Origin of the sequence: Methylocystis sp., assembly GCF_046349115.1 — a bacterium.
In the GTDB taxonomy this organism is placed as follows: domain Bacteria; phylum Pseudomonadota; class Alphaproteobacteria; order Rhizobiales; family Beijerinckiaceae; genus Methylocystis.
Map to the genome: position 1 here is coordinate 708253 of NZ_JAXMCX010000001.1, position 20538 is coordinate 728790.

Genomic DNA, 20538 nt, shown 5'->3' on the forward strand with positions numbered 1-20538 from the left:
CTAGTTCAGCGTCGGTCGCGACAGCGGACTGTCGAGCGAGAAGGCGGGCACTTCGACGTCGAAGGTTTCGCCGGCGTCGGTGACCATCCGATAGCTGCCCTGCATCATCCCCGAGGGCGTGGTGAGCGGGCAGCCGGAGGCGTAGCGAAAGGTTTCGCCCGGCTCCAGCACCGGCTGTTCGCCGACCACGCCCGGTCCGCGCACCTCCTCGCGGCGCCCGTTCGCGTCGATAATGATCCAGTGACGCGACAGGAGTTGCACCCGAGTGCGCCCGAGATTGGCGATTTCGATCGTATAGGACCAGACATAGCGATCCTGGTCGGGGTCCGAGCGGTCCGGCAGAAAGTCGGGCAGCGCGGTTATCTGTATGTCTCTGGTGATGGCGATATACATGGGCCCAAGATTAGTGCGCGCGTCGGAAAAGGGGAATGCCTTTGATTAGGCATTTGGTTGCATAGAAGCGCGGCGCGGCCGCCGACTGTTGCGGAATTGATACAATCACTGCTTTTTAGCGCTTTGGGTTGTGCCGCGACTTTTCAGGCCGCAATTCATTGTAAATACTGAAAAGTCACATTGGGCGCTATAAAAATGCGGTTTACGACGCTTCGCACGCTGATGCTTGTGCTGGCGATGGTCACGCAGACCTTCGCAGGCGGATTCGCATTGGCGCGCGCTGCGGCGATCTCTCCCGAAGAGACGCTTACGGCCCAGTGTCACCAGTTGCGCGCCGGCGAAAGTTCCACGCCGGATGACAAGACTGGGCGCGGACACCACTGCCTTTCCTGTCTATTGTGCAGCGAACCGCCGCCGGCCTGGGTTTCAGTCGTCAATTATCAAATCGTCGCGCCCAGCGATCTTGCGCTGATCGAGACCTTCACAGGCGCAGCGCCGCCGCAGCCCTTCGGGCGGCCGTCGCGGGCGCATTCCGCGCGGGCGCCTCCCTTGTCGCGCGCCTGATTGGGCTGGACGCGCGCCAGGCGCGCCGTCCGAGTCCAGCGTCCGCCGCGCAATAGCGGCTTCCACCCTCTTCGTTCGAGCGCGCAGCGTTCAATGCCGCGGCTCGCCTCACGTCACGCGTCGATTCGCGTCGGCGCCAAGGAACGCATGTCATGAACCGTCGTTTTCATCTCCTCGGAGGAGCATCCTTCTCCGTGCTCAGCGTGCTTGTCACATCAAATGCCGACGCGCAGCAGGCGCTCCCCACCATCGATGTCGGCGGCGCGCGGGCCGCCGTGCGTCGCGGCCCGGCGGGCCACACCGCCGGCGGACCGGGACGCGTCACCACCGCGACGCCCACGCCGGGGCCCGCCCAACCCGCGGCGCCGGGATTTAGCCCGCGCAAGCTGGCGCTGCCTGTTTATCGCGATCCCACCGGCCAGACCTTCACGACGATCCAAGGCAAGAATTTTGACAACATGCCGCTCCTCTCGGTTCGGGAGATGCTGCAATACAGCCCCGGCGTCTCCTTCAAACAGGGCAACGGACCGCGCGATATCGTGATCTCGATCCGCGGCTCTTCGGCGCGCAACGGCTTCGGGGTTCGCAACATCGTAATTCTCGAAGACGGATTCTCCGTCACCCAGCCCGACGGCCTGTCGCGCACTGACCTGACCGATCCGCATGCCTACGCGGCGATCGATGTCTATCGCGGCCCCTCGTCCGCCCTGTTCGGCAACTTCGCCAATGGCGGCGCAATCAACTTCCGGACTCGCAGCGGCGCCGAAATCGACGGGGTTCAGATCGGCAGCGAATTCGGATCGTACGGATATCTCAATAATTTCACTTCCATCGGCAAAAAAGTCGGCAACGTCGATATCGCGATTTTCGCCAGCGACGTGCGCGGCGACGGCTGGACGCTTCACAATCGCTATGACACGCAGACCGTGAACGCCACGATGCGATGGCAGGTGACTCCCGACGACCTTCTCACCTTCAAATTCATTCATAATCAGCTTTATGCCGATCTGTCGTCGCGGCTGTCGCTCAATCAATATTATCTCAATCCTTATCAAAGCGGTTGTTATGCGCTGACGCAACTCGGAGCGACGGATCCGCTCGGATATTTAAATCGATCCTTGTGTGGAAGTTCGGGCGTCCCGCTTACCGGCCTAAACGGAACCAGCGGGCCATTTGTCCAAACGACCGGCTATCTGGCCGGCTTCAACCGCGATGACCGTCGCGACGTGCTCGGCCTGCGTTGGGAACATAATTTCGACGCCAACACTTTTTGGCGCACGCAGGTCATTTATGACGACAAAAACATTTCGCAGCCGACCGGCAACACCGCGGCCTTGCAGGACGAGCCGGCCGTCAACGCCACGACCGACATTACCCGGCTCGGTTCGCTCGCCGGCTTCGAAGCGAGACATTTCGCCGGCCTCTACTTCAATCGGACGCGCTATACGAGCTACACCAACAACACGCTGCCGATCGGAAACGGCGCGACCGGCGCGATTCAGGCGAAGCAGAATGCGATGATGCAGAATCTTGGCGCGCGCGGCCGGGAGGAGGTCGCGCTTTCACGGGACGTAACGCTCGTGCTCGGCCTTGCCACCGAAACGACCAAGATCGCCGCGGTTCAGGAGCAGTTCACCTATAGGAACTCGCTCGGCAGTTCGAATTTCGCGCAAATCGCGACTTGGCAGGGCATTCCCGTCAACAAGACCTATTGGAACGTCGGACCTGAAGCGTCCGTCACTTGGCGGGTGTGGCCCGAGTTCCTGACGCATTTCCGTGCATCGAGCGGCTATGGCACGCCCAATCCAGGACAGCTCTTCGTCAATTCGCAGGGTCGCCCCGGCGCGAACACGGACCTAAAGACTCAGCGCAATAATGGCATCGATATCGGTTTCGACTGGCGGCCGAACGAAACCCTGCTCTTCAGCCTCACCGGCTTTCACGAGTGGTATCAGAACGAGCAGATTTCTCAGAGCCCCGGCGCCGGGCTGCTCAACTTTACCTTCAACGCGCCAGGGTCGGTGCATCGCGGCTTTGAATCGCTCGCCGACTGGCGCCCCTTCGACGGCTGGAAGGTGCTGGCGAATTACACCTACAACAATCAGATATTCACCAATTTCAACGAGCAGCTGTCGGCTGGCGGCGTGAACGGCTACTTCAATCGCGCCGGCAACAAAATCCCCAATGTCGCGCCGCACACGGCGACGGGGCGGCTCGGTTACGATCAACCCTATGGCGATTACAAGGGATTCGGCGCGTTCGTCGAATATGTCTATCAAAGCTCTTATTTTCTCGACAATGGCAACGTTCTCACCATACCGAGCTATGGTCTTGTCAACGCCAATGTTCATTTCGACAGGGATCTTGAATTTTGGCCGGTCAAGAATTTCTCGGCCTATTTCGAGGTCCGAAACATCTTCGACAAAAACTGGGTGGCTTCGGCCAACAACGTCACCAATACGGTGGCGCTGGTGAACGGCCTCGTCGTGCAAAACGGATATGCCCAGCTCGCGCAAAACGCCACGGGTTCGATCTACGCCGGCAATCCGCGACTCTTTCAGGGAGGGGTGAAGTTCAAATTTTAATGAAGTCGGCGCCAGCGACCGCTGAGACGCTTTGCCGCAGCGAGTTGGCCGCGCCAAGATTAACTTGTCGCGGCCCTCGCTTTTTGCTTACATCAGCGTGCGCCTGTGAAATCCGCCGGCGCGCCGAATTCAGGGCATAAGACATTATGCGTCGCAACTGGCTGACAGTTCTGCTGTTCGCGCTCGCGCTGACCGTTCAGGCCTTTGCGCCTGCGGCGGCGCATGTCGCGTCGCGGATGGGCGCCGGCGACGCCGTCAAGGAATTTTGCTTTACCGACGTCGCCTCAGGCGACCAGTCGCAGGCTCCCGGCCATGTCAAAGGCCAGAGGGACGCCTGTCTGTTCTGTCAAAACCATTGCGATGGGGTCGCGCCGCTGGCGGCGCGGACCATTCATATTGGCAAGGCGCCCGTCCAATGGACAGCGCTTGATTGGACGGTGGCGGACCGCGCCCTGCCGACTTCCCCCCAGGATTATTCACGACAGGCGCGAGCGCCTCCCGCCAACTCCTGAATCCTTCGCACGCTGACGCGCCGTTTCGCGCGCCTCGCCCGGAATCCGGGCGCGCGCGGCGTCGGGCGCAGCTTAAGGACAACGCCGCGGCAAGCGGCGGATCGGGAGCAAGCCCATGTTTCGTAAACGAAAGCCGAGCGGCCGGGAAAGCGTCGTCGCCGGCGCGACGCTTGAATCTCTGAATAAGCGCGAACGCCCGCAATCGGGTCATGCGCCCGGCATGGCGGCGCTCGCCGCCCGCACGCCGGCGAGGCCTCAGTCGCATGGCAATGACCAGCGCGTCATTCGCCTCATCGACCTCGAACGCCGCGCGAGATTTTCGCGGCCGTTGACCGACGCGATCTGAATCGATGCGCCCGTCGGCGTCCAATTTCGCTTCGTCGCTTCGCTCGGGCGTTCGACCTGGCGCGACGCTGCTGCTTTTGGCGGCGTCGCTCTGGGCCGTCGCGCCGCTGGCGCGCGGCGTCGCCCAATCTGGCGTCGGCGGCCGTCTTCTCGCGCAATTCTTTATCTGTTTCGCGTCGGGGTCCTCCCAACCCGACGCGCTGCCGGGGCAGCCGGGCCCCAAAGACGATCGCTCCGCCTGTATCCTCTGCCAGGCGTTTTGCAGCGGTCTCGCGCCTCTCGCGGCGCGGCCCGGCCCGTTCGGCGCGACGCCCGTCCCGAGCTTCAGGCTCGTGTGGACGGTGGCGGACCGCGTCGCGCCGACGCCCCGACCCGACCCGGCGAACCGCCAGCGCGCGCCGCCGGCGGCCTGAGCGCTGCGTCGCGAAACGGCCTGCGTCGGCGTCGACCTCTTCTCACGTCGCCGCCGCGGGCCGCCGCCTGGATTTCTGTGCATGCCGTAAGGAATGCTTTGGGGGCTTGCCAATGAACGAACTGATCACTGGCGTCGTGCTTGAGACGCTTAGCGCCATAATCGCCGCATCCTATTTCGTCGCCGAATGCGCGATGCAGGAGGCGAAAATTCCCGTCCGTCAGGAGAGGCGGAAGAGCGTGCGGCGGTAGCGTCAGGCGCGCGCGGCGGCCCATAGGCCGCGCGCGAGATCGTCGATGAGATCGTCGGCGTCCTCGAGGCCGACCGAAAGACGCAGCATCCCGTCGCCGATGCCGAGCGCCGCCCGCGCTTCCGGCGTCAGCCGCTGATGGGTGGTTGTCGCCGGATGGGTGACGAGGCTCTTCGCGTCGCCGAGATTGTTCGAGATCTTGATGATTTCGAGCGCATTGGCGAGCCGGAAGGCGGCGGCCTTTCCGCCCGCCATGTCGAAACTCGTCAGCGTGCCGCCGCCCGACATTTGACGGCGCGCCAGCTCGGCCTGCGGATGATCGGCGCGGAACGGGTAGAGGACGCGCCCGACGGCTTTTTCCCCCGCCAGAAAGTCGGCGATTTTGGCGGCGCTCGCGGTCTGCTGGGCGACGCGCAGCGGCAGGGTCTCCAGACCCTTCAGCATCACCCAGGCGTTGAAGGGCGACATCGCCGGTCCGGTCTGGCGCAGAAAATTATGGACGCTCTCCTCGATCAACGCCTTCGAGGCGAGAATCACGCCGCCAAGACAACGGCCCTGGCCGTCGATATGCTTGGTCGCCGAATACACGACCACGTCGGCGCCGAAATCGAACGGCTTCTGCAGGAGCGGCGTCGCGAAGACATTATCGACGACGAGCTTGGCGCCGGCGTCATGCGCGAGGTCGGCGATTGCCTTCAGGTCATAAACTTCGAGGCCGGGATTGGTCGGGCTCTCCAGAAAGAACAGCTTGGTCTCCGGCCGGATAGCCTTTTTCCATTGCTCAAGGTCGGCGCCGTCGACGAGCGTCGACGGGATTCCCAAGCGGGGGAGCAAATCCTCGACGACATAGAGGCAGGAGCCGAACAGCGCCCGCGCCGAGACCACATGGTCGCCGGCTTTGAGCTGCGCGAGCATGCTTGCGGTCACCGCCGCCATGCCGCTCGCCGTCGCGCGGGCGGCCTCGGCGCCTTCGAGCAGGCACATGCGCTGCTCGAACATCGCCACGGTCGGATTCGAAAAGCGCGAATAGATGAAGCCCGGATCGTCGCCCTTGAAGCGCGCCTCGGCCGCCTCCATCGTCGGATAGGCGAAGCTCTGCGTCAGGAAGAGCGCCTCCGACAATTCGCCGAAAGCGGAGCGCTGCGTCCCGCCATGAACGAGTTGCGTCGCTGGTTTGAGCGGCCTGCGCGGCGGGGCGTCTGCGGACATTGCTTCTCCCTTGGGCGCAGTCGCGCCAATTTCCTGTTGCGCAACGAATTGCGCCGCTGCGCAAAAAAAGCAGGGTTTCCTCGGGGAGACCCGGCCTTTTAGCGCGTTGTTTTTCGTGGCGGCAAGCCGGCCGGCTCAAATAACCACGTCGGCCTATAGAGGGCAGAGGAGCGTGAGCTGTCAACAGCCCCGTCTTGAAAGGCGATGCGATTTAGCGCTTATGCGAACCCAAAATCCGCTTCACCGAAAGCGATGAGCGACAAAATGGGCGGCGTGCTTTCCAGCCGGCAGATCGAGGCGATGGTCGAGGCCGGCCAGATCAGCCTCGCGGCGCCCTTGGCGCATGGCCAGATTCAGCCGGCGAGCCTCGATCTGCGGCTCGGCCCCAAGGCCTATCGCGTCCGCGCGAGCTTTTTGCCGGGCAAAGGCCGCAGCGTCGACGAACTGCTCTCAGCGCTGAAATATGACGAGATGTCGCTTGAGGGCGACGGCGCGGTGCTGGAGCGCGGTTGCTTTTACGTCGTGCCGCTGCTGGAGAGTCTGGCGCTCGACGATTCTATCGTCGGCGCCGCCAATCCGAAAAGCTCGACCGGCCGTCTCGACATTTTCACCCGGCTGATCACGGACCGCGGCGATCGCTTCGACGAGGTCGCCGCCGGCTATTGTGGGCCGCTCTATGCCGAAGTCTCGCCGCGCAGCTTTTCGGTCCGCGCGCGCATGGGATCGCGACTGAACCAGCTGCGGTTTCGCGCGCATGCGCGAGGCGCGTCGGCCGGCGCAGCGCTTGGCGACGCCGAACTCGCCGAGCTGCATCGCAGATCGCCGCTGGTCGACGGGCCGCTCAATCTGCGTGACGGCGTCGTGCTGCGCGTCGCGCTCGACGCCGGGGCCTTCGGCGGCATCGTCGGCTATCGGGCCCAAAAGCACACCGACGTGATCGACGTCGATCGGATCGGCGCCTATCACATCGACGATTACTGGGAGCGGCTGCCAGCGCGCGATGGCCGGCTGATCCTCGATCCGGGCGATTTCTACATTCTCGCCTCGCATGAGCGACTGGCGATTCCGCCCGATCTCGCCGCCGAAATGGCGCCGATGGACGCGGCGATCGGCGAGTTTCGGGTGCATTACGCCGGCTTCTTCGATCCGGGCTTCGGCGCCGGGCCGGACGGGCGGCCGGGCGCCCGCGCGGTCCTCGAAGTGCGCTCGCGGGAAGTGCCCTTCATTTTGGAGGATGGCCAGTTCATCGGCCGCCTTGTCTATGAACGCATGGCCGAAACGCCCCAGGCGCTTTACGGCCAGAGCGGCGTGTCCAATTATCAGGGGCAGGGGCTCAAGCTGTCGAAACATTTTATTGCGGAGTGATGCATGCGCAACGCGCTGGTTGGAGGCGCATTTTGCGCACTCTTGTTCGCCGTTTCCGCCGCTGCGGAAGAACTCGGCGCGTCGAGCCCGAAATTTTGGTCGGTTCCGAGCGTAGACGCCTTGCCCTACGACGCCCGCAGTCGGCTGATCCGTCACGGGCGCGATCTCATCACCGCGACCTATTCCCATATCGGGCCTGACATGCCGAACCGCGCGCAGCGCTTTTCGGGGAACAATCTCGCCTGCGGCAATTGCCATCTCGACGCGGGGGTGAAGAAATTCGGCCTGCCGCTCTTCGGCCTCTCGGCTGATTTTCCCGCTTACAGCGCCCGCGCCGGCGCCGAAATCACGCTGCAGGAACGCATCAATTCCTGCATGACGCGCAGCATGAACGGGCGCCCGCTGCCGGCCTCTTCCGAGCCGATGCGCGCCATTGTCGCCTATATCCAGTTTCTGTCGCAGGGCGTCGCCAAGGGCGAAAAGCTCTCAGGGCTCGGCGCCGGGACCATGCCGGAGCTCGACCGCGCCGCCGATCCGGCGAAGGGGCGCGACATTTATCAGGCGCGCTGCATCGGCTGCCATAACATTGATGCCGCCGGCGTGCAGAACAGCCTGCCGGGGCTCGGCGCCGGCTACGCCTTTCCGCCGCTTTGGGGCTCCGACAGTTTCAACGACGGCGCCGGCATGGCGCGGCTGATCACGGCGGCGAATTTCATCCATTCGAACATGCCGGACGGCGTCGATTATCTGCACCCTCGGCTCTCGCCCGAAGAGGCCTGGGACGTCGCGGCGCTGATGATCTCGAAGCCGAGGCCGCAGCGCGCCGGGCTGGACAAGGATTTTCCCGACCTGTTGAAAAAGCCGATCGACGCCGCTTACGGCCCCTATGCCGACGGCTTTTCAGAAGAGCAGCATAAGTATGGGCCCTATGCGCCGATCCGAGCAAAGTTGCAGGAGATCGAAAAGGCGAAGGGCGAGGTGAGAAATCCCAATGTGAAATAATTGCGAGACGGAGACAAAGCTTTTATCGGACCCATCCGGTCGCCGCCGGCGACCGCCCTTTCCTCATCGGATGAGCGCGCGCGAGCCGAATGCAATCATGAACGACTTCAGCGCCCGCTCACGTCTGCGTGCGATACCGTCCGGCGTCTGGGCGCTCGGGATCGTCTCGCTGCTCATGGATTTCTCTTCCGAGATGATTCACGCGCTGCTGCCGATCTATCTCGTCGGCGCGATGGGCGCCTCGATGGCTGAAGTCGGCGTCATCGAGGGCGTCGCCGAGGCCACCGCCTCGATCGTCAAGATTTTTTCCGGAGCGCTTTCGGACTGGTTCGGGCGGCGCAAGCAGCTGGCGATCATCGGCTACGGGCTTGCGGCGCTGACTAAGCCGATGTTTCCGCTCGCGCCCAATATCGGCTGGGTGATGGCGGCGCGCTTCATCGATCGCGTCGGCAAGGGCGTCCGAGGGGCGCCGCGCGACGCTCTCGTCGCCGATCTTGCGCCGGCGCCGGTGCGCGGCGCGGCCTTCGGCCTTCGCCAGTCGCTCGATACGGTCGGCGCCTTTCTCGGGCCGGCCGTCGCCGTCGCCGCCATGTGGCTTTCCGCCAACAGCATCACGCTGGTGTTTTGGCTCGCGACGATCCCGGCGGCGCTCGCCGTCGCGGTTCTGGCGTTTGGGGTAAGCGAACCGCAATCCTCCCGCCCGCCGCGGCCCGCGCGCTTTCCGCTGCATATCGAGGAAATCCGCCGGCTTGGCGGACCGTTCTGGGTCATTGTGGCGATCGGCGTCGTCTTCAGCCTGGCGCGCTTTTCCGAGGCTTTCCTCATCCTCAAGGCGCGCGCCGTCGGCCTGCCGGAGGCGCTCGCGCCGCTGGCGCTCGTCGCGATGAATGTGGTCTATGCCGGGGCTTCCTACCCGGTCGGCGTTTTTTCCGATCGCGGCGACCGCAGGACGCCGTTGATCGCCGGCCTTGTCGCTCTGATCGCCGCCGACGCCGCGCTCGCCAGCGCCGAACATCTGCCGCTGGTATGGCTCGGCGTGGCGCTCTGGGGCCTGCACATGGGCCTCACCCAGGGCCTGCTCGCTGCGCTCGTCGCCGATGTCGCGCCGGCGGCGCTGCGGGGCTCAGCATTCGGGGTGTTCAACCTTACGAGCGGCGTCGCGCTGCTCGCGGCGAGCGCCGGGGCCGGCGCGCTGTGGGACTCGTTTGGTCCCGCCGCCGCCTTCTGGGCCGGCGCGCTTTGCGCGTCGCTGGCGCTCGCGGGCCTGATAGCGGCGCGTCGACGCTAAATATTGTTGCGCCTATGCAACAGGCTGGATCAAACTCATTATGAACGACGTTCAGCCGACGGAATCACGAGCAATCGCGTCTCGGAGAGAGTAAGGGATCGCTTATCCGCCGATTACTGAAGTTAAATTCTGGGGGTGGGGCGTCCCGGTCTTCGAATACGTATCGATGAGGTTCGCGATGAAAAAAATTATTCTTGGGTTCGCAGCAGCGCTGCTCTGCGCCGCTTCCGCCAGCGCCGCGGACCTTCCTTCCCGCAAGGCGCCGCCGCTTCCGCCGCCCCCGCCGCCGCTGTTTAGCTGGACCGGGGTCTATGTCGGTCTCAATCTTGGCGGCGGCTGGCTCGACAATTATAACCGTCAGGGGTGGGGAAGCACCTTTAGTGGCGTCGGCTGGTGGCCGACCTATGTCTATAATGGCAACAATTCGAGCGGCGGCGTCATCGGCGGCGGACAGATCGGCTACAACTACCAGGTGACGCCGCTTTTCGTCGTCGGCGTTGAGACGGACATCCAGGGCACGAGCATCGGCGGCAGCAGCGCGACCGGCGGTTGGTGGTTTGGCGGCGCGACGCGCAGCGTCAGCTGGTTCGGCACGGTGCGCGGCCGGGTCGGAATCTCGCTGTTCAAGCCGGAGCTGCTGTTCTACGGCACGGGCGGCTTCGCTTACGGAGACCTCAAGCTGAACCTCCCCATTTTCAACGGCTTCCGCCAGACTGCGACTGGTTGGACCGCCGGCGGCGGCGTGGAATACGCCTTCCTCCCGAATTGGTCGGCGAAGCTCGAATATCTTTACACCAATATCGGCGCGAATTATTCGGGCTGGCCTTCCGCGCAGCATCGCGCGCATATCCAGACGATCCGCGCCGGCCTGAACTGGCGCTTCGGTTGGCTTGCGCCGCCCGCGCCCGTGCTGGCGAAATACTGAACGCCGTCAAATTTTTAAAACGTGCAAAAGCCCCGGCGACGGGGCTTTTGTTTTTGTGACGGCGTAGCGCCAGTCCATGGCGCGCTTTCGCGCATTTTCGGCGCTGAAACATTCGAGGAGCGGCGTGAGCCGGAAGTTAAGATTTCGCGCCGAAAATCCGGCCCGTTAACCGACGGCTAAGCATATCGATTAATCATTGAAATCAATGCATTATTCCTCCGCAATTGCGCCATGGTTGGCCATTCATTTTTAGACCCGGCGGGGCGTTGGCGTTTAAGGATCGGGTCTAATGAAAAAACGAGTGTTCGGCCTCGCCGTCGCGGCGTCTCTGGCCGTTATGTCCGCATCGGCTGCGGATCTGCCTTCCCGCAACGGTCCGCCGCCGGTCTATATTCCGCCTCCGCCTCCGCCGGTTTTGACCTGGACCGGCCTTTATGTCGGCCTCAATCTCGGCGGGGGATGGCTCGATCAATACAGCCATGCAAACTGGCTGGCGCCATTGTCGACCGCGCCCAGTACTGGCGGCGTCGTCGGCGGCGCGCAGATCGGCTACAATTATCAATTCACGCCGCTCTTCGTCGCCGGTCTCGAAACTGATTTCCAGGGATCGAGCGTCGGCTCCGCCGACATGCCGTTTAGCGCCTCGCGCAGCGTCGGCTGGTTCGGCACGGTGCGCGGGCGCGCCGGCGCGTCGCTCATGAATTCGCAGCTGCTGCTCTATGGAACCGGCGGCTTCGCCTATGGCGACCTCAGTCTCAACTACGGTTGGCTCGGCTCTCAGACGCGCACCGGAACCGGCTGGACCGCCGGCGGCGGGCTCGAATACGCCTTCCTGCCGAATTGGTCGGCCAAGGTCGAATATCTTTATACGAACATCGGCGCGAATTACGGCCCGACATTCGCCGGACCCTTCGTCATCGAAACTGAGCAAAGCGCCCATCTCAATACGGTGCGCGCCGGCGTCAATTACCGATTCAACTGGATGTTTGCGCCCGGACCTGCGGCGGGGCCCTACTAAACGCGAACGCTGCATGGCGCGAGCGGCTGAAGCCCCGGTGACGGGGCTTTTGCATGTCTGGGGCGGCGTTGTCCGCTCATGGTTGCGGCGCTGCAACAATTGAATTATCTGCTTGGAAGCGTTCCGAGAAGTATATCGGCCGCATGCGAGAGGGTTCCATATGGCCGACGCCGACACAGACAGGCTCGCCGCGCGGCGGCCGCTGTCGCCCCATCTGACCATCTTCAAGCCGATCCTGACGATGATGATGTCGATCGCCCATCGCATCACCGGCGCCGGGCTTTACGCCGGCATGGCGCTGCTGACGTTTTTCCTGCTCGGCGCCGCGATCGGCGGCGACGCATTTCCCGCGGTATCCTGGATCGCGTCGGGATTCATCGGCAATCTCATCATCTTGATGATCGTTTGGGCGATCTTCCATCATCTGCTTGGCGGCGTGCGTCACGCGTTCTGGGATCGCGGCCTGTATATGGACCCGCGGGGACGCGAGCTGATGGCGCAAGGGACGCTCGTCGGCGGAATCCTGCTGACGCTGCTCCTCTACATCATCAAGACGCTGGCGAACTGAGCGGAGCGAACTCATGACGGTCGCGACAAGATTCAAGAGCGGTCGAACCGGGTCCGGCGAGGCCTATGTCGCCGACCACAGCGGTTCGCCTCACGCGCGGTTCATGCGCCTGACCGCCTATGCGCTCATGCCGCTCGGCGTGATGAGCGCTTGGTGGATTCTCGGTCTTGCGGGCAAATCGCTGGACGGCGTGCGCGCCGAGATCGGCAGACCGTTGCCCGCGCACGTGCTTCTCGCTTTCGGCGTCGTCGGCATGCTCCACGCCCGCAAGGGCATGGACGACATCATCGAGGACTATGTGCACGACGATGCGTTGAAAGCGCAGGCGCTCGTCGCCAACCTGTGGGCGTCGCGCGCGATCGCGGCGCTCTGGGCCTTCGCCATCCTACTCATCGCCGCCCCAAAATAGTCGGAGCGCCGGCGACAGCGTTTGTTCTGTATCAATGAACCCGCCCGGCAACATCGACCCGAAACTGCGTCCGATCGAACGAAATCTTGAGAAGGCTTGACGATGGTTGCAAATGGTCCTGCATCAAATGTGTCGATTGGCGGCCGGGCGTATCCGATCGTCGATCACACCTTTGACGTGGTCGTCGTCGGCGCCGGCGGATCGGGGCTTCGCGCCGTCGTCGGCTGCGCCGAGGCGGGACTGAACGTCGCCTGCGTCACCAAGGTCTTTCCAACCCGTTCGCACACGGTGGCGGCGCAGGGCGGAATCGCCGCCGCGCTCGGCAATATGGGGCCGGATAATTGGCAATGGCACATGTACGACACCGTCAAGGGCTCCGACTGGCTCGGCGACCAGGACGCGATCGAATATATGTGCCGCAACGCGCCGCCCGCCGTTTATGAATTGGAGCATTGGGGCGTTCCCTTCTCGCGCACGAGCGAAGGAACGATCTATCAGCGGCCGTTCGGCGGCATGACCACCGATTTCGGCAAGGGGCCGCCGGCGCAGCGCACCTGCGCGGCCGCCGATCGCACCGGCCACGCCATGCTCCATACGATGTATGGGCAGGCGCTGAAGCTCAACACCAAATTCTTCGTCGAGTTCTTTGCGATCGATCTGATCATGGATCAGGACGGCGCCTGCCGCGGCGTCGTGTGCCTGAAGATCGACGACGGAACCATCCATCGCTTTCGCGCCGCGCTCACCGTGCTCGCGACCGGCGGCTATGGCCGCGCCTATCTTTCAGCGACCTCGGCGCATACTTGCACCGGCGACGGCAACGCCATGGTGCTGCGCGCGGGATTGCCGCTGCAGGACATGGAGTTCGTGCAGTTTCATCCGACCGGCATCTACGGCGCCGGCTGCCTGATTACCGAAGGCGCGCGCGGCGAGGGCGGCTATCTGACCAACAGCGAAGGCGAGCGCTTCATGGAGCGCTACGCGCCGTCAGTGAAGGATCTCGCGCCGCGCGACATGGTTTCGCGCGCCATCACCGTCGAGGTGCGCGAGGGCCGCGGCGTCGGCAAGAATCGCGATCACGCCTATCTCCATCTCGAACATCTCGATCCGCAGATTTTGCATGAGCGACTGCCGGGCATTTCGGAAAGCGCCAAAATCTTCGCGGGCGTCGACGTGACGCGGCAGCCGATCCCGATCATTCCGACCGTGCATTACAATATGGGCGGCATACCGACGAATTTTCACGGCGAGGCGCTGCATAAGCGCGACGGCAATCCCGACGAAGTGGTGCCGGGCCTGATGGCGCTTGGCGAAGCAGCCTGCGTCTCGGTGCATGGCGCCAATCGGTTGGGCTCCAACTCGCTCATCGATCTCGTCGTCTTTGGCCGCGCCGCGGCGCTGCGCGCCGCCGAACTGATCAAGCCGAATGATACGCAGCCGGAACTGTCGGCGGACTCGGCCGATCTCGCGCTGTCGCGGCTCGACTTCTTCCGCAACGCCAATGGCGGATCGTCAACCGCGACATTGCGCGATCGGATGCAGCGAACGATGCAGTCGCATTGCGCCGTCTATCGCACCGGCGAGGTTCTCGCCGAGGGCGTCGAACAGATCAATGCCGTCTGGCGTGACGGCGCCGACGTCAAGATCGCCGATCGTTCGCTGATCTGGAACTCCGATCTGATCGAGACGCTGGAATATGACAATCTCATCGTGCAGGCGGTGACGACGATGGAGAGCGCCGCCAACCGCACCGAGTCGCGCGGCGCCCATGCCCGCGAGGATTTCCCGAACCGCGACGACAAGAATTGGATGAAACATACGCTGGCGACGATCGATCGCGAGAAAAAGACCGCGTCGATCGACTACCGCCCGGTGCACAGCTACACGATGACCAACGAAGTGGCCTATATTGAGCCGAAGGCGCGGGTGTATTGAGACAATGGGAACGCGAGATTGTATGTTGGAGAAGCGATAGCGGGTCGATGGATGCGCAGCGCCGCTTCGGCGCCCCTTTGCGCCCGCACGGTCGTAACTTATGTCGGCAATTGAAAGCGACCGCGTGAGGGCCGCTGGGACTGCTTGTAGGGACGTGCGGCCATGAACGCGATCACGATCAAAAGCATTAGCGCCGAGGCCGCCGCGCGCATCGAGGAACTCGCCGCAATCCATCATCGTACCATAGAAGAGGAAGCGGCTGATATTCTTGAGAGAGCGGTAGGCAAACTCCCTGACCGCGCCGCCCGACTTGTCGCTGTTGACCGCATTGCCGCAATGACGCCAAACGATGTGGAGCAGACCGACAGCACCGCGATCATTCGTGAGGCTCGCGACCAGTGGTAGTCGTCATCGACGCCAGCGTAGCGGTGAAATGGTATGTTGCTGAGGCTTGGCGCAATGAAGCGCGGAACGTGTTGGCGACCGCCGCGGAACTGATCGCGCTCGACTTCATTCTCACCGAGGTAGCGAACGCTCTGCGGCGAAAGGTGACAGAAGGGACGGTGACAAAGGAGCAGGCGTTGAACGCCCTGGATGATCTTCCTGCTTCCTTTTCCAGGCTCATTCATGCCGAACAGACTCTGCGCGCCGCTTTCGACTTGGCGTTACGGCTTAGTCATCCTCTCCCGGATTGCGTCTATCTTGCATGCGCGGTTCTGAATGGCGCGAGTCTGGTGACGGACGACCGAAAATTCCTTGAAAAGGTTGTCGCCAACGGGCATCGAAATCGCATCGTACTTCTCGCTGACTGGCCCATGGGCGAGACGGGCAAGCAAGGAGCGTAGGATCGGAAAATGGTCGAATTCGCGCTACCCAAGAACTCCGTCGTCGGCGAAGGCAAGACCTGGCCGAAGCCCGAGGGCGCCGAGCGCCTGCGCGAACTGCGCATCTATCGGTGGAATCCCGAGGACGGCGCCAATCCGCGGCTCGACACTTTTTTCATCGACGCTGACGACTGCGGACCGATGGTGCTTGACGCGCTGATCTGGATCAAGAACAGGATCGATCCGACGCTGACCTTCCGCCGCTCCTGCCGCGAGGGAATTTGCGGCTCATGCTCGATGAACATCGACGGATTGAACACGCTCGCCTGCACCAAGGGCATGGAAGACATCGAGGGCGCGATCAAAATTTATCCGCTGCCGCATATGGCGGTGGTCAAGGACCTCGTGCCCGATCTGACGATCTTCTACGAGCAGCATGCGGCGATCGAGCCCTGGCTGAGGGCCGGGCCCGACCCCGAGAAGGAGCGGCTGCAGTCGCCGGAACAGCGGGCCAAGCTCGACGGGCTCTATGAGTGCATCCTCTGCGCCTGCTGCTCGACCGCCTGTCCGAGCTATTGGTGGAATTCCGACCGTTTTCTGGGTCCGGCGGCGCTGCTGCAAGCTTTTCGCTGGGTGCAGGACTCGCGCGACGAAGCGACGAAGGATCGCGTCTCCTATGTCGACGACGTGTTCCGTCTCTATCGCTGCCACACGATCATGAATTGCACCCAGGTCTGCCCGAAGTCGCTGTCTCCGGCGAAGGCGATCGCGGAACTGAAAAACATCGCGATCGCCCAGGACGAGGCGCAATCTCGCTGAGCCAGGGCCGCCTTGATCCCGCCGCCTGGCAGGTTTAGGACGGATTCAAACGTCTATGGAGAGTTGCGCCATGTCGACCAGCGCTCGTCTTAGTTTCGGCCCGCTTGTTCTCGCCGCTTTTCTCGCCACGGCGGGCGGCGGCGTCGCTTCGGCCCAGCAGCTCGACCCGAGCGCGCTCGACACGTCCGGCGCCGTCTCGACTGCGCCGAAGGCTAAAAAAGCGAAAGCGCAGCAGTCGCCGCGCGCCGGCGCCCAGCAATCGCAGCAGCAGGGCGGCGGCGGCAACCGCCAGTTCGGCGAGCTTGAGGGCTGGTCGCCCGGCAAGGCGCCGCCAGGAAAAGAAAAGGAAGCCGAAACGCCGAGTTCGCCGAGCGGCAAAATGCCCGTTGGCGTGTCCCCTTCCGGGAACATGTCGGTCGGCCTTCCTTTCTAAAGCGAGAAACGCCGGGTCGCCGGCTGGAGTTTGAAGATGGCGTATAAGGTCGCGGTCGTCGGCGCTACGGGCAACGTGGGCCGCGAGATGTTGGATATTCTCGCCGAGCGCCGTTTCCCGGTTTCGGAGGTCGTCGCGCTGGCCTCGTCGCGCTCAATCGGCGCGGAGGTCTCTTTTGGCGACCGGACGCTGAAGTGCAAGGCGCTCGATACTTACGATTTCTCCGACGTCGACATTTGCCTGATGTCGGCGGGGGGCTCGGTCGCCAAGGAATGGGCGCCGAGAATCGGCGCGCAGGGCTGCGTCGTCATCGACAATTCCTCGGCCTGGCGCATGGACCCCGACGTGCCGCTCGTCGTGCCGGAAGTGAATGCGGCGGCTGCGGCGGGCTTCGCCAAGAAGAACATCATCGCCAATCCCAATTGCTCGACCGCCCAGCTCGTCGTGGCGTTAAAGCCGTTGCACGACGCGGCGACGATCAAGCGCGTCGTCGTCTCGACCTATCAATCGGTCTCCGGCGCCGGCAAGGAGGGCATGGACGAGCTCTTCGCGCAGACGCGCTCGGTATTCGTCTCCGACCCCATCGCTGCGAAGAAATTCCCCAAGCGCATCGCCTTCAACCTCATTCCGCACATCGACGTCTTCATGGAGGACGGCTTCACCAAGGAAGAGTGGAAGATGGTGGCGGAGACCAAGAAGATTCTCGATCCCAAGATCAAGCTCGTCGCCACCTGTGTGCGCGTGCCCGTCTTCATCGGCCATTCGGAGGCGGTGAACATCGAATTCGAGAAGCCGATTTCAGCCGACGAAGCGCGCGATATCCTGCGTGAAGCGCCGGGCGTGCTGGTCATCGACAAGCGCGAAGCCGGCGGCTACATCACGCCGCATGAGGCGGCGGGCGAAGACGCGACCTATATTTCGCGCATTCGCGAAGACCCGACCGTCGACAATGGTCTCGTGCTCTGGTGCGTCTCCGACAATCTGCGCAAGGGCGCCGCGCTCAACGCCGTGCAGATCGCCGAAACGCTGCTGAACCGCAAGCTCATCGCGCCAAAGAGGAAGGCGGCCTAACTTCCGTCGGCGATCACCGCCGCGAGATAGGCCGCATAGACGGCGAGCAGCGCGACGCCGCGCCACGGACGGTAGACGCCGTTGCGTGGCGGATAGGCCAGGGCGAGCGCGATAATTCCCGCGACCAGCGCCGGCGCGGCCTCCATTTCGGACGTCTGGATCGGCGTGATCGCGGCGGCGACGCCGATGATGAACAGACCGTTGAAAATATTGCTGCCGAGCAGGGCGCCGAAACCGACGTCGTCCTGACGCCGGATGCGCGCGATCAGCGCGGTGGCGAGTTCCGGCGTCGACGTGCCGACCGCCACCAGCGTGGCGCCGATGATGAAATCGCTCAGCCCAAATCGCCGGGCGATTTCGCTCGCGCCAAATACAATCAGGCTTCCGGCCGCGACCAGCAGCCCCAATCCGACCAGCGTGTCGAACAAGGCGCGCAGGAAGCCGGAAGATTCATCTAGCGGCGCGGTCGCCGCGCGCCGCTGCGCGATCGCCTCCAGTGTGATTTTCACGAACCATAAGGCGAAGCCGGTCAGGAGGACCGCGGCTTCAGCCCGGGACAGCGATCCGTCGATCAGCATGACGCAGAGGACCGCCGGCGCCGCAGCGGCGACCCAGAAGTCCCGCGTCACTCGGGCGCGGATGACGGCGAGCGGCCCGAACAGCAACGCCACGCCGAAGATCAGCGCGATATTGGCGACATTGCTGCCGAGTCCGTCGCCAAGCGAGAGTTCGGGCTCGCCGGCCAGCGCCGACTGTATCGCGACGGTCAACTCGGGGCTTGAGGTGGCGAAGGCGGCGATCGTGGCGGCGATGACGCTTGGCGTCACGCGCGCCCATCTGGCGATTCCGACCGTGCCGCTGACGAAAAGCTCTCCGCCGCCGGCCGCGCAGGCGAGACCCAGCGCGAGCGCAAGATAGGGGAGCGCGGTGAAAATCGCGTCCGTCGACGGCACGGCCTATTTGTTGATCTTGAACAGCGCGGCGTCCGGAATCTTCGCCTGATCGATATTGAAGATCGAGATCAGGGTCTCGTAGCCTTGCGGGTCCTTCACCTGCCACTGCTTCAATTTGAAGGTCTTGGGATCGAAGATCAGGCGCACATGCGAGGTGCCGCCGAAGGTCGCCTTGTCCTCGATGAAGACGGTGACGCCCGAATCCTCGATCTTCACATCCTCGACGGTCACGTCCTTTTCGAGATCGATCTTGTCCTTCATCAGGAATTTGAGCGGGGTCTGGGTGATGAAATAGAGATCCTGCGTGCCGAGCTTGCGGTCGCGCACCGCGACCTGCGCGCCGTCGGCGACGACTTCCATCGTCGCGGGCTGGGCATATTCGAAACGCACGCGGCCGGCGCGCTGCACATGGAGCCGACCCTCCGAGCGCTTGCCGTCGCCGCCGATCTGCACGAAATCGGCGGTCATCACCGGCGAAGCATTGAAGAACGCATTGGCGCGTTTAAGCGCCTCGGCGCGGGTGAGGGATGGCTCGGTCGGCGCGGGCGTCGGCGCGATAGTCGCTCCGGCCACGGCGGGGGCCTGCGCGGCCGGCTTCGCTCCTTTCGGGGCGGCTGGATCGGCAGGTTTCGTCTCGGCCGACTTGGACTTGTTTTCCGAGGGCTTGGCTTCGCCAGCCTTGGACTCGGCTGGAGACGTTTCGACGGACTTGCTTTCGCCGGCCGCGACGGACTCTGCCTGAGCGGGCCTCTGACCGCGGACGACATTGGCGGCGGCGGCCGGGAAGGCCAAGGAAAGCGCGGCGATCAGTGCGGCGACGGAGGCGTTTTTCACGGCAAGTTCCGACATGAGAGAGGCTGGTTGCCGTCTTGCTAGCATAAATTGGCGGAATTGGGGGCGGAAGAACGTCTGCGGAGACTAAGCCATTGCAGCGCTTGGCAAGTGCGGCGCTTGGCAAGTGGATTTGCGGGCCGCCGCTATTCTGCGAGTTCAGCCGGAAGGATCGTCCGATCGTCGATGATCGCTCGTTCGAGCTGCGAGCGCCTAAGATTGCGCGCACCGGTAAGGTCCGCCCCCTTGAGATTGGTTCCGTCGAGTATGGCGTCTTGCAGGTTCGCGCCACGAAAATTGACGTTTGCACAATCCGCGCCGCTCAGATTGGCGCCTTTCAGATTGGCGTTGCTCAGGTCGGTTCGACGAATGAAGGCGCCGCTCAGATCAATCTTGAACGTCTCGCCATCTGCTCGGACTGCCGCCGTCATTTCGAAGTTCCTGTCCGGCTCTGCACCAGCCGGATGATTTCGCGGACATCGGCGGGCGGCTCGGCGTCTCCGTAATCTACTGGATTTTCCTTGAGATATATAGTCAGCAATTGCACGATTGGCTGCGACCAATCAGGAAAATCTTGACAAATTAGTCTCAAAGCAAAAATAGCGCCCAGCCTGATTTCAAGCTTCTCATCGCCTAATTGTCCGACCGATCTATTCACGAGTTCGGCGACGTGTCCCCTGCGCGTCAGCTCGGTTAGGCGGGTCTGAGCTTCAGCCTGTCGATTGGCCACGGTCACGCGCTTCCAACCGAGATAAAGGCCGAAGGCGCCGCCAACGAACAGTCCGAGATTGCGAACGATGTCCGTTAGCTCGACCCACCATTGCATT

Annotated in this window: 25 protein-coding genes and 1 riboswitch; of the genes, 19 read left to right on the forward strand and 6 right to left on the reverse strand. The window is 63.3% G+C overall.

Annotated elements, in window-relative coordinates:
- Complete coding sequence (apaG, locus tag U1E20_RS03285; RefSeq protein WP_409979154.1) at nt 1-393, reverse strand: Co2+/Mg2+ efflux protein ApaG; 393 nt, start codon at nt 391-393, stop codon at nt 1-3.
- Between the two features lie 195 nt (nt 394-588).
- On the opposite strand from apaG, the gene U1E20_RS03290 reads away from it, so the two are divergent.
- From U1E20_RS03290 to U1E20_RS03315, 6 genes are all read left to right on the forward strand, one after another.
- Nucleotides 589-957, forward strand: a complete 369-nt coding sequence (locus U1E20_RS03290; protein ID WP_409979155.1) for a hypothetical protein — start codon at nt 589-591, stop codon at nt 955-957.
- A gap of 152 nt (nt 958-1109) precedes the next feature.
- A complete protein-coding gene (locus tag U1E20_RS03295) occupies nt 1110-3542 on the forward strand; it encodes a TonB-dependent receptor family protein (RefSeq protein ID WP_409979156.1) in 2433 nt (810 codons plus the stop codon).
- 146 nt (nt 3543-3688) lie between these two features.
- The gene (locus tag U1E20_RS03300; RefSeq protein WP_409979157.1) at nt 3689-4054 is read left to right on the forward strand and encodes a DUF2946 family protein; all 366 of its coding nucleotides are present in this window, start codon (nt 3689-3691) and stop codon (nt 4052-4054) included.
- 115 nt (nt 4055-4169) lie between these two features.
- Nucleotides 4170-4400 carry a hypothetical protein gene (locus U1E20_RS03305; RefSeq protein ID WP_409979158.1) on the forward strand — a complete coding sequence of 77 codons (231 nt, stop codon included), beginning with the start codon at nt 4170-4172 and terminating at the stop codon, nt 4398-4400.
- Nucleotides 4401-4404: 4 nt separating this feature from the next.
- Complete coding sequence (locus U1E20_RS03310; protein ID WP_409979159.1) at nt 4405-4812, forward strand: hypothetical protein; 408 nt, start codon at nt 4405-4407, stop codon at nt 4810-4812.
- A 112-nt stretch (nt 4813-4924) separates the two neighbouring features.
- Entirely contained in the window at nt 4925-5062 is a 138-nt protein-coding gene (locus U1E20_RS03315) for a hypothetical protein (RefSeq protein WP_409979160.1), read from the forward strand.
- A 2-nt stretch (nt 5063-5064) separates the two neighbouring features.
- Here the strand turns inward: U1E20_RS03315 and U1E20_RS03320 are convergent, their stop codons facing one another.
- Nucleotides 5065-6270, reverse strand: a complete 1206-nt coding sequence (locus U1E20_RS03320) for an O-succinylhomoserine sulfhydrylase (protein WP_409979161.1) — start codon at nt 6268-6270, stop codon at nt 5065-5067.
- A 78-nt stretch (nt 6271-6348) separates the two neighbouring features.
- Nucleotides 6349-6427, reverse strand: a riboswitch (SAM riboswitch).
- Between the two features lie 95 nt (nt 6428-6522).
- Here U1E20_RS03320 and U1E20_RS03325 point away from each other — a divergent pair.
- The 13 genes from U1E20_RS03325 to U1E20_RS03385 all read left to right on the forward strand — a co-directional run bounded on the left by U1E20_RS03325 (nt 6523) and on the right by U1E20_RS03385 (nt 17927).
- On the forward strand, nt 6523-7635 hold the full coding sequence (locus tag U1E20_RS03325; RefSeq protein ID WP_409979162.1) for a 2'-deoxycytidine 5'-triphosphate deaminase: 1113 nt from the start codon (nt 6523-6525) through the stop codon (nt 7633-7635).
- A 3-nt stretch (nt 7636-7638) separates the two neighbouring features.
- Nucleotides 7639-8637: a c-type cytochrome gene (locus tag U1E20_RS03330; RefSeq protein ID WP_409979163.1), complete on the forward strand. Its 999-nt coding sequence runs from the start codon at nt 7639-7641 to the stop codon at nt 8635-8637.
- Nucleotides 8638-8734: 97 nt separating this feature from the next.
- A complete protein-coding gene (locus U1E20_RS03335) occupies nt 8735-9925 on the forward strand; it encodes an MFS transporter (RefSeq protein ID WP_409979164.1) in 1191 nt (396 codons plus the stop codon).
- Nucleotides 9926-10103: 178 nt separating this feature from the next.
- Nucleotides 10104-10850 (forward strand): outer membrane protein, encoded by a 747-nt coding sequence (locus tag U1E20_RS03340; protein ID WP_409979165.1) that lies wholly within the window; start codon nt 10104-10106, stop codon nt 10848-10850.
- 289 nt (nt 10851-11139) lie between these two features.
- Nucleotides 11140-11868, forward strand: coding sequence for an outer membrane protein (locus U1E20_RS03345; protein WP_409979166.1), 729 nt, complete (start codon nt 11140-11142; stop codon nt 11866-11868).
- Between the two features lie 160 nt (nt 11869-12028).
- Entirely contained in the window at nt 12029-12436 is a 408-nt protein-coding gene (gene sdhC, locus U1E20_RS03350) for a succinate dehydrogenase, cytochrome b556 subunit (RefSeq protein WP_409979167.1), read from the forward strand.
- Between the two features lie 13 nt (nt 12437-12449).
- Nucleotides 12450-12845: a succinate dehydrogenase, hydrophobic membrane anchor protein gene (gene sdhD / locus U1E20_RS03355; protein ID WP_409979168.1), complete on the forward strand. Its 396-nt coding sequence runs from the start codon at nt 12450-12452 to the stop codon at nt 12843-12845.
- A 102-nt stretch (nt 12846-12947) separates the two neighbouring features.
- Nucleotides 12948-14780 carry a succinate dehydrogenase flavoprotein subunit gene (gene sdhA, locus U1E20_RS03360; RefSeq protein ID WP_409979169.1) on the forward strand — a complete coding sequence of 611 codons (1833 nt, stop codon included), beginning with the start codon at nt 12948-12950 and terminating at the stop codon, nt 14778-14780.
- Nucleotides 14781-14942: 162 nt separating this feature from the next.
- Nucleotides 14943-15185 carry a hypothetical protein gene (locus tag U1E20_RS03365; RefSeq protein ID WP_409979170.1) on the forward strand — a complete coding sequence of 81 codons (243 nt, stop codon included), beginning with the start codon at nt 14943-14945 and terminating at the stop codon, nt 15183-15185.
- On the forward strand, nt 15179-15625 hold the full coding sequence (locus tag U1E20_RS03370; RefSeq protein WP_409979171.1) for a type II toxin-antitoxin system VapC family toxin: 447 nt from the start codon (nt 15179-15181) through the stop codon (nt 15623-15625). Before U1E20_RS03365 ends, U1E20_RS03370 begins: the two co-directional genes overlap by 7 nt.
- Before the next feature lie 9 nt (nt 15626-15634).
- Nucleotides 15635-16423, forward strand: coding sequence for a succinate dehydrogenase iron-sulfur subunit (locus U1E20_RS03375; RefSeq protein ID WP_409979172.1), 789 nt, complete (start codon nt 15635-15637; stop codon nt 16421-16423).
- Nucleotides 16424-16493: 70 nt separating this feature from the next.
- Nucleotides 16494-16856, forward strand: a complete 363-nt coding sequence (locus U1E20_RS03380) for a hypothetical protein (RefSeq protein ID WP_409979173.1) — start codon at nt 16494-16496, stop codon at nt 16854-16856.
- 36 nt (nt 16857-16892) lie between these two features.
- Nucleotides 16893-17927 carry an aspartate-semialdehyde dehydrogenase gene (locus tag U1E20_RS03385; RefSeq protein ID WP_409979174.1) on the forward strand — a complete coding sequence of 345 codons (1035 nt, stop codon included), beginning with the start codon at nt 16893-16895 and terminating at the stop codon, nt 17925-17927.
- Here U1E20_RS03385 and U1E20_RS03390 read toward each other — a convergent pair.
- The 4 genes from U1E20_RS03390 to U1E20_RS03405 all read right to left on the reverse strand — a co-directional run bounded on the left by U1E20_RS03390 (nt 17924) and on the right by U1E20_RS03405 (nt 20537).
- Nucleotides 17924-18880 carry a sodium:calcium antiporter gene (locus tag U1E20_RS03390; RefSeq protein WP_409979175.1) on the reverse strand — a complete coding sequence of 319 codons (957 nt, stop codon included), beginning with the start codon at nt 18878-18880 and terminating at the stop codon, nt 17924-17926. The genes U1E20_RS03385 and U1E20_RS03390 overlap by 4 nt on opposite strands.
- A gap of 3 nt (nt 18881-18883) precedes the next feature.
- Complete coding sequence (locus tag U1E20_RS03395; protein WP_409979176.1) at nt 18884-19714, reverse strand: outer-membrane lipoprotein carrier protein LolA; 831 nt, start codon at nt 19712-19714, stop codon at nt 18884-18886.
- Nucleotides 19715-19857: 143 nt separating this feature from the next.
- Nucleotides 19858-20142, reverse strand: a complete 285-nt coding sequence (locus U1E20_RS03400; RefSeq protein WP_409979177.1) for a pentapeptide repeat-containing protein — start codon at nt 20140-20142, stop codon at nt 19858-19860.
- Entirely contained in the window at nt 20139-20537 is a 399-nt protein-coding gene (locus U1E20_RS03405; protein WP_409979178.1) for a hypothetical protein, read from the reverse strand. Before U1E20_RS03405 ends, U1E20_RS03400 begins: the two co-directional genes overlap by 4 nt.
- Between the last annotated feature and the right edge of the window lies 1 nt (nt 20538).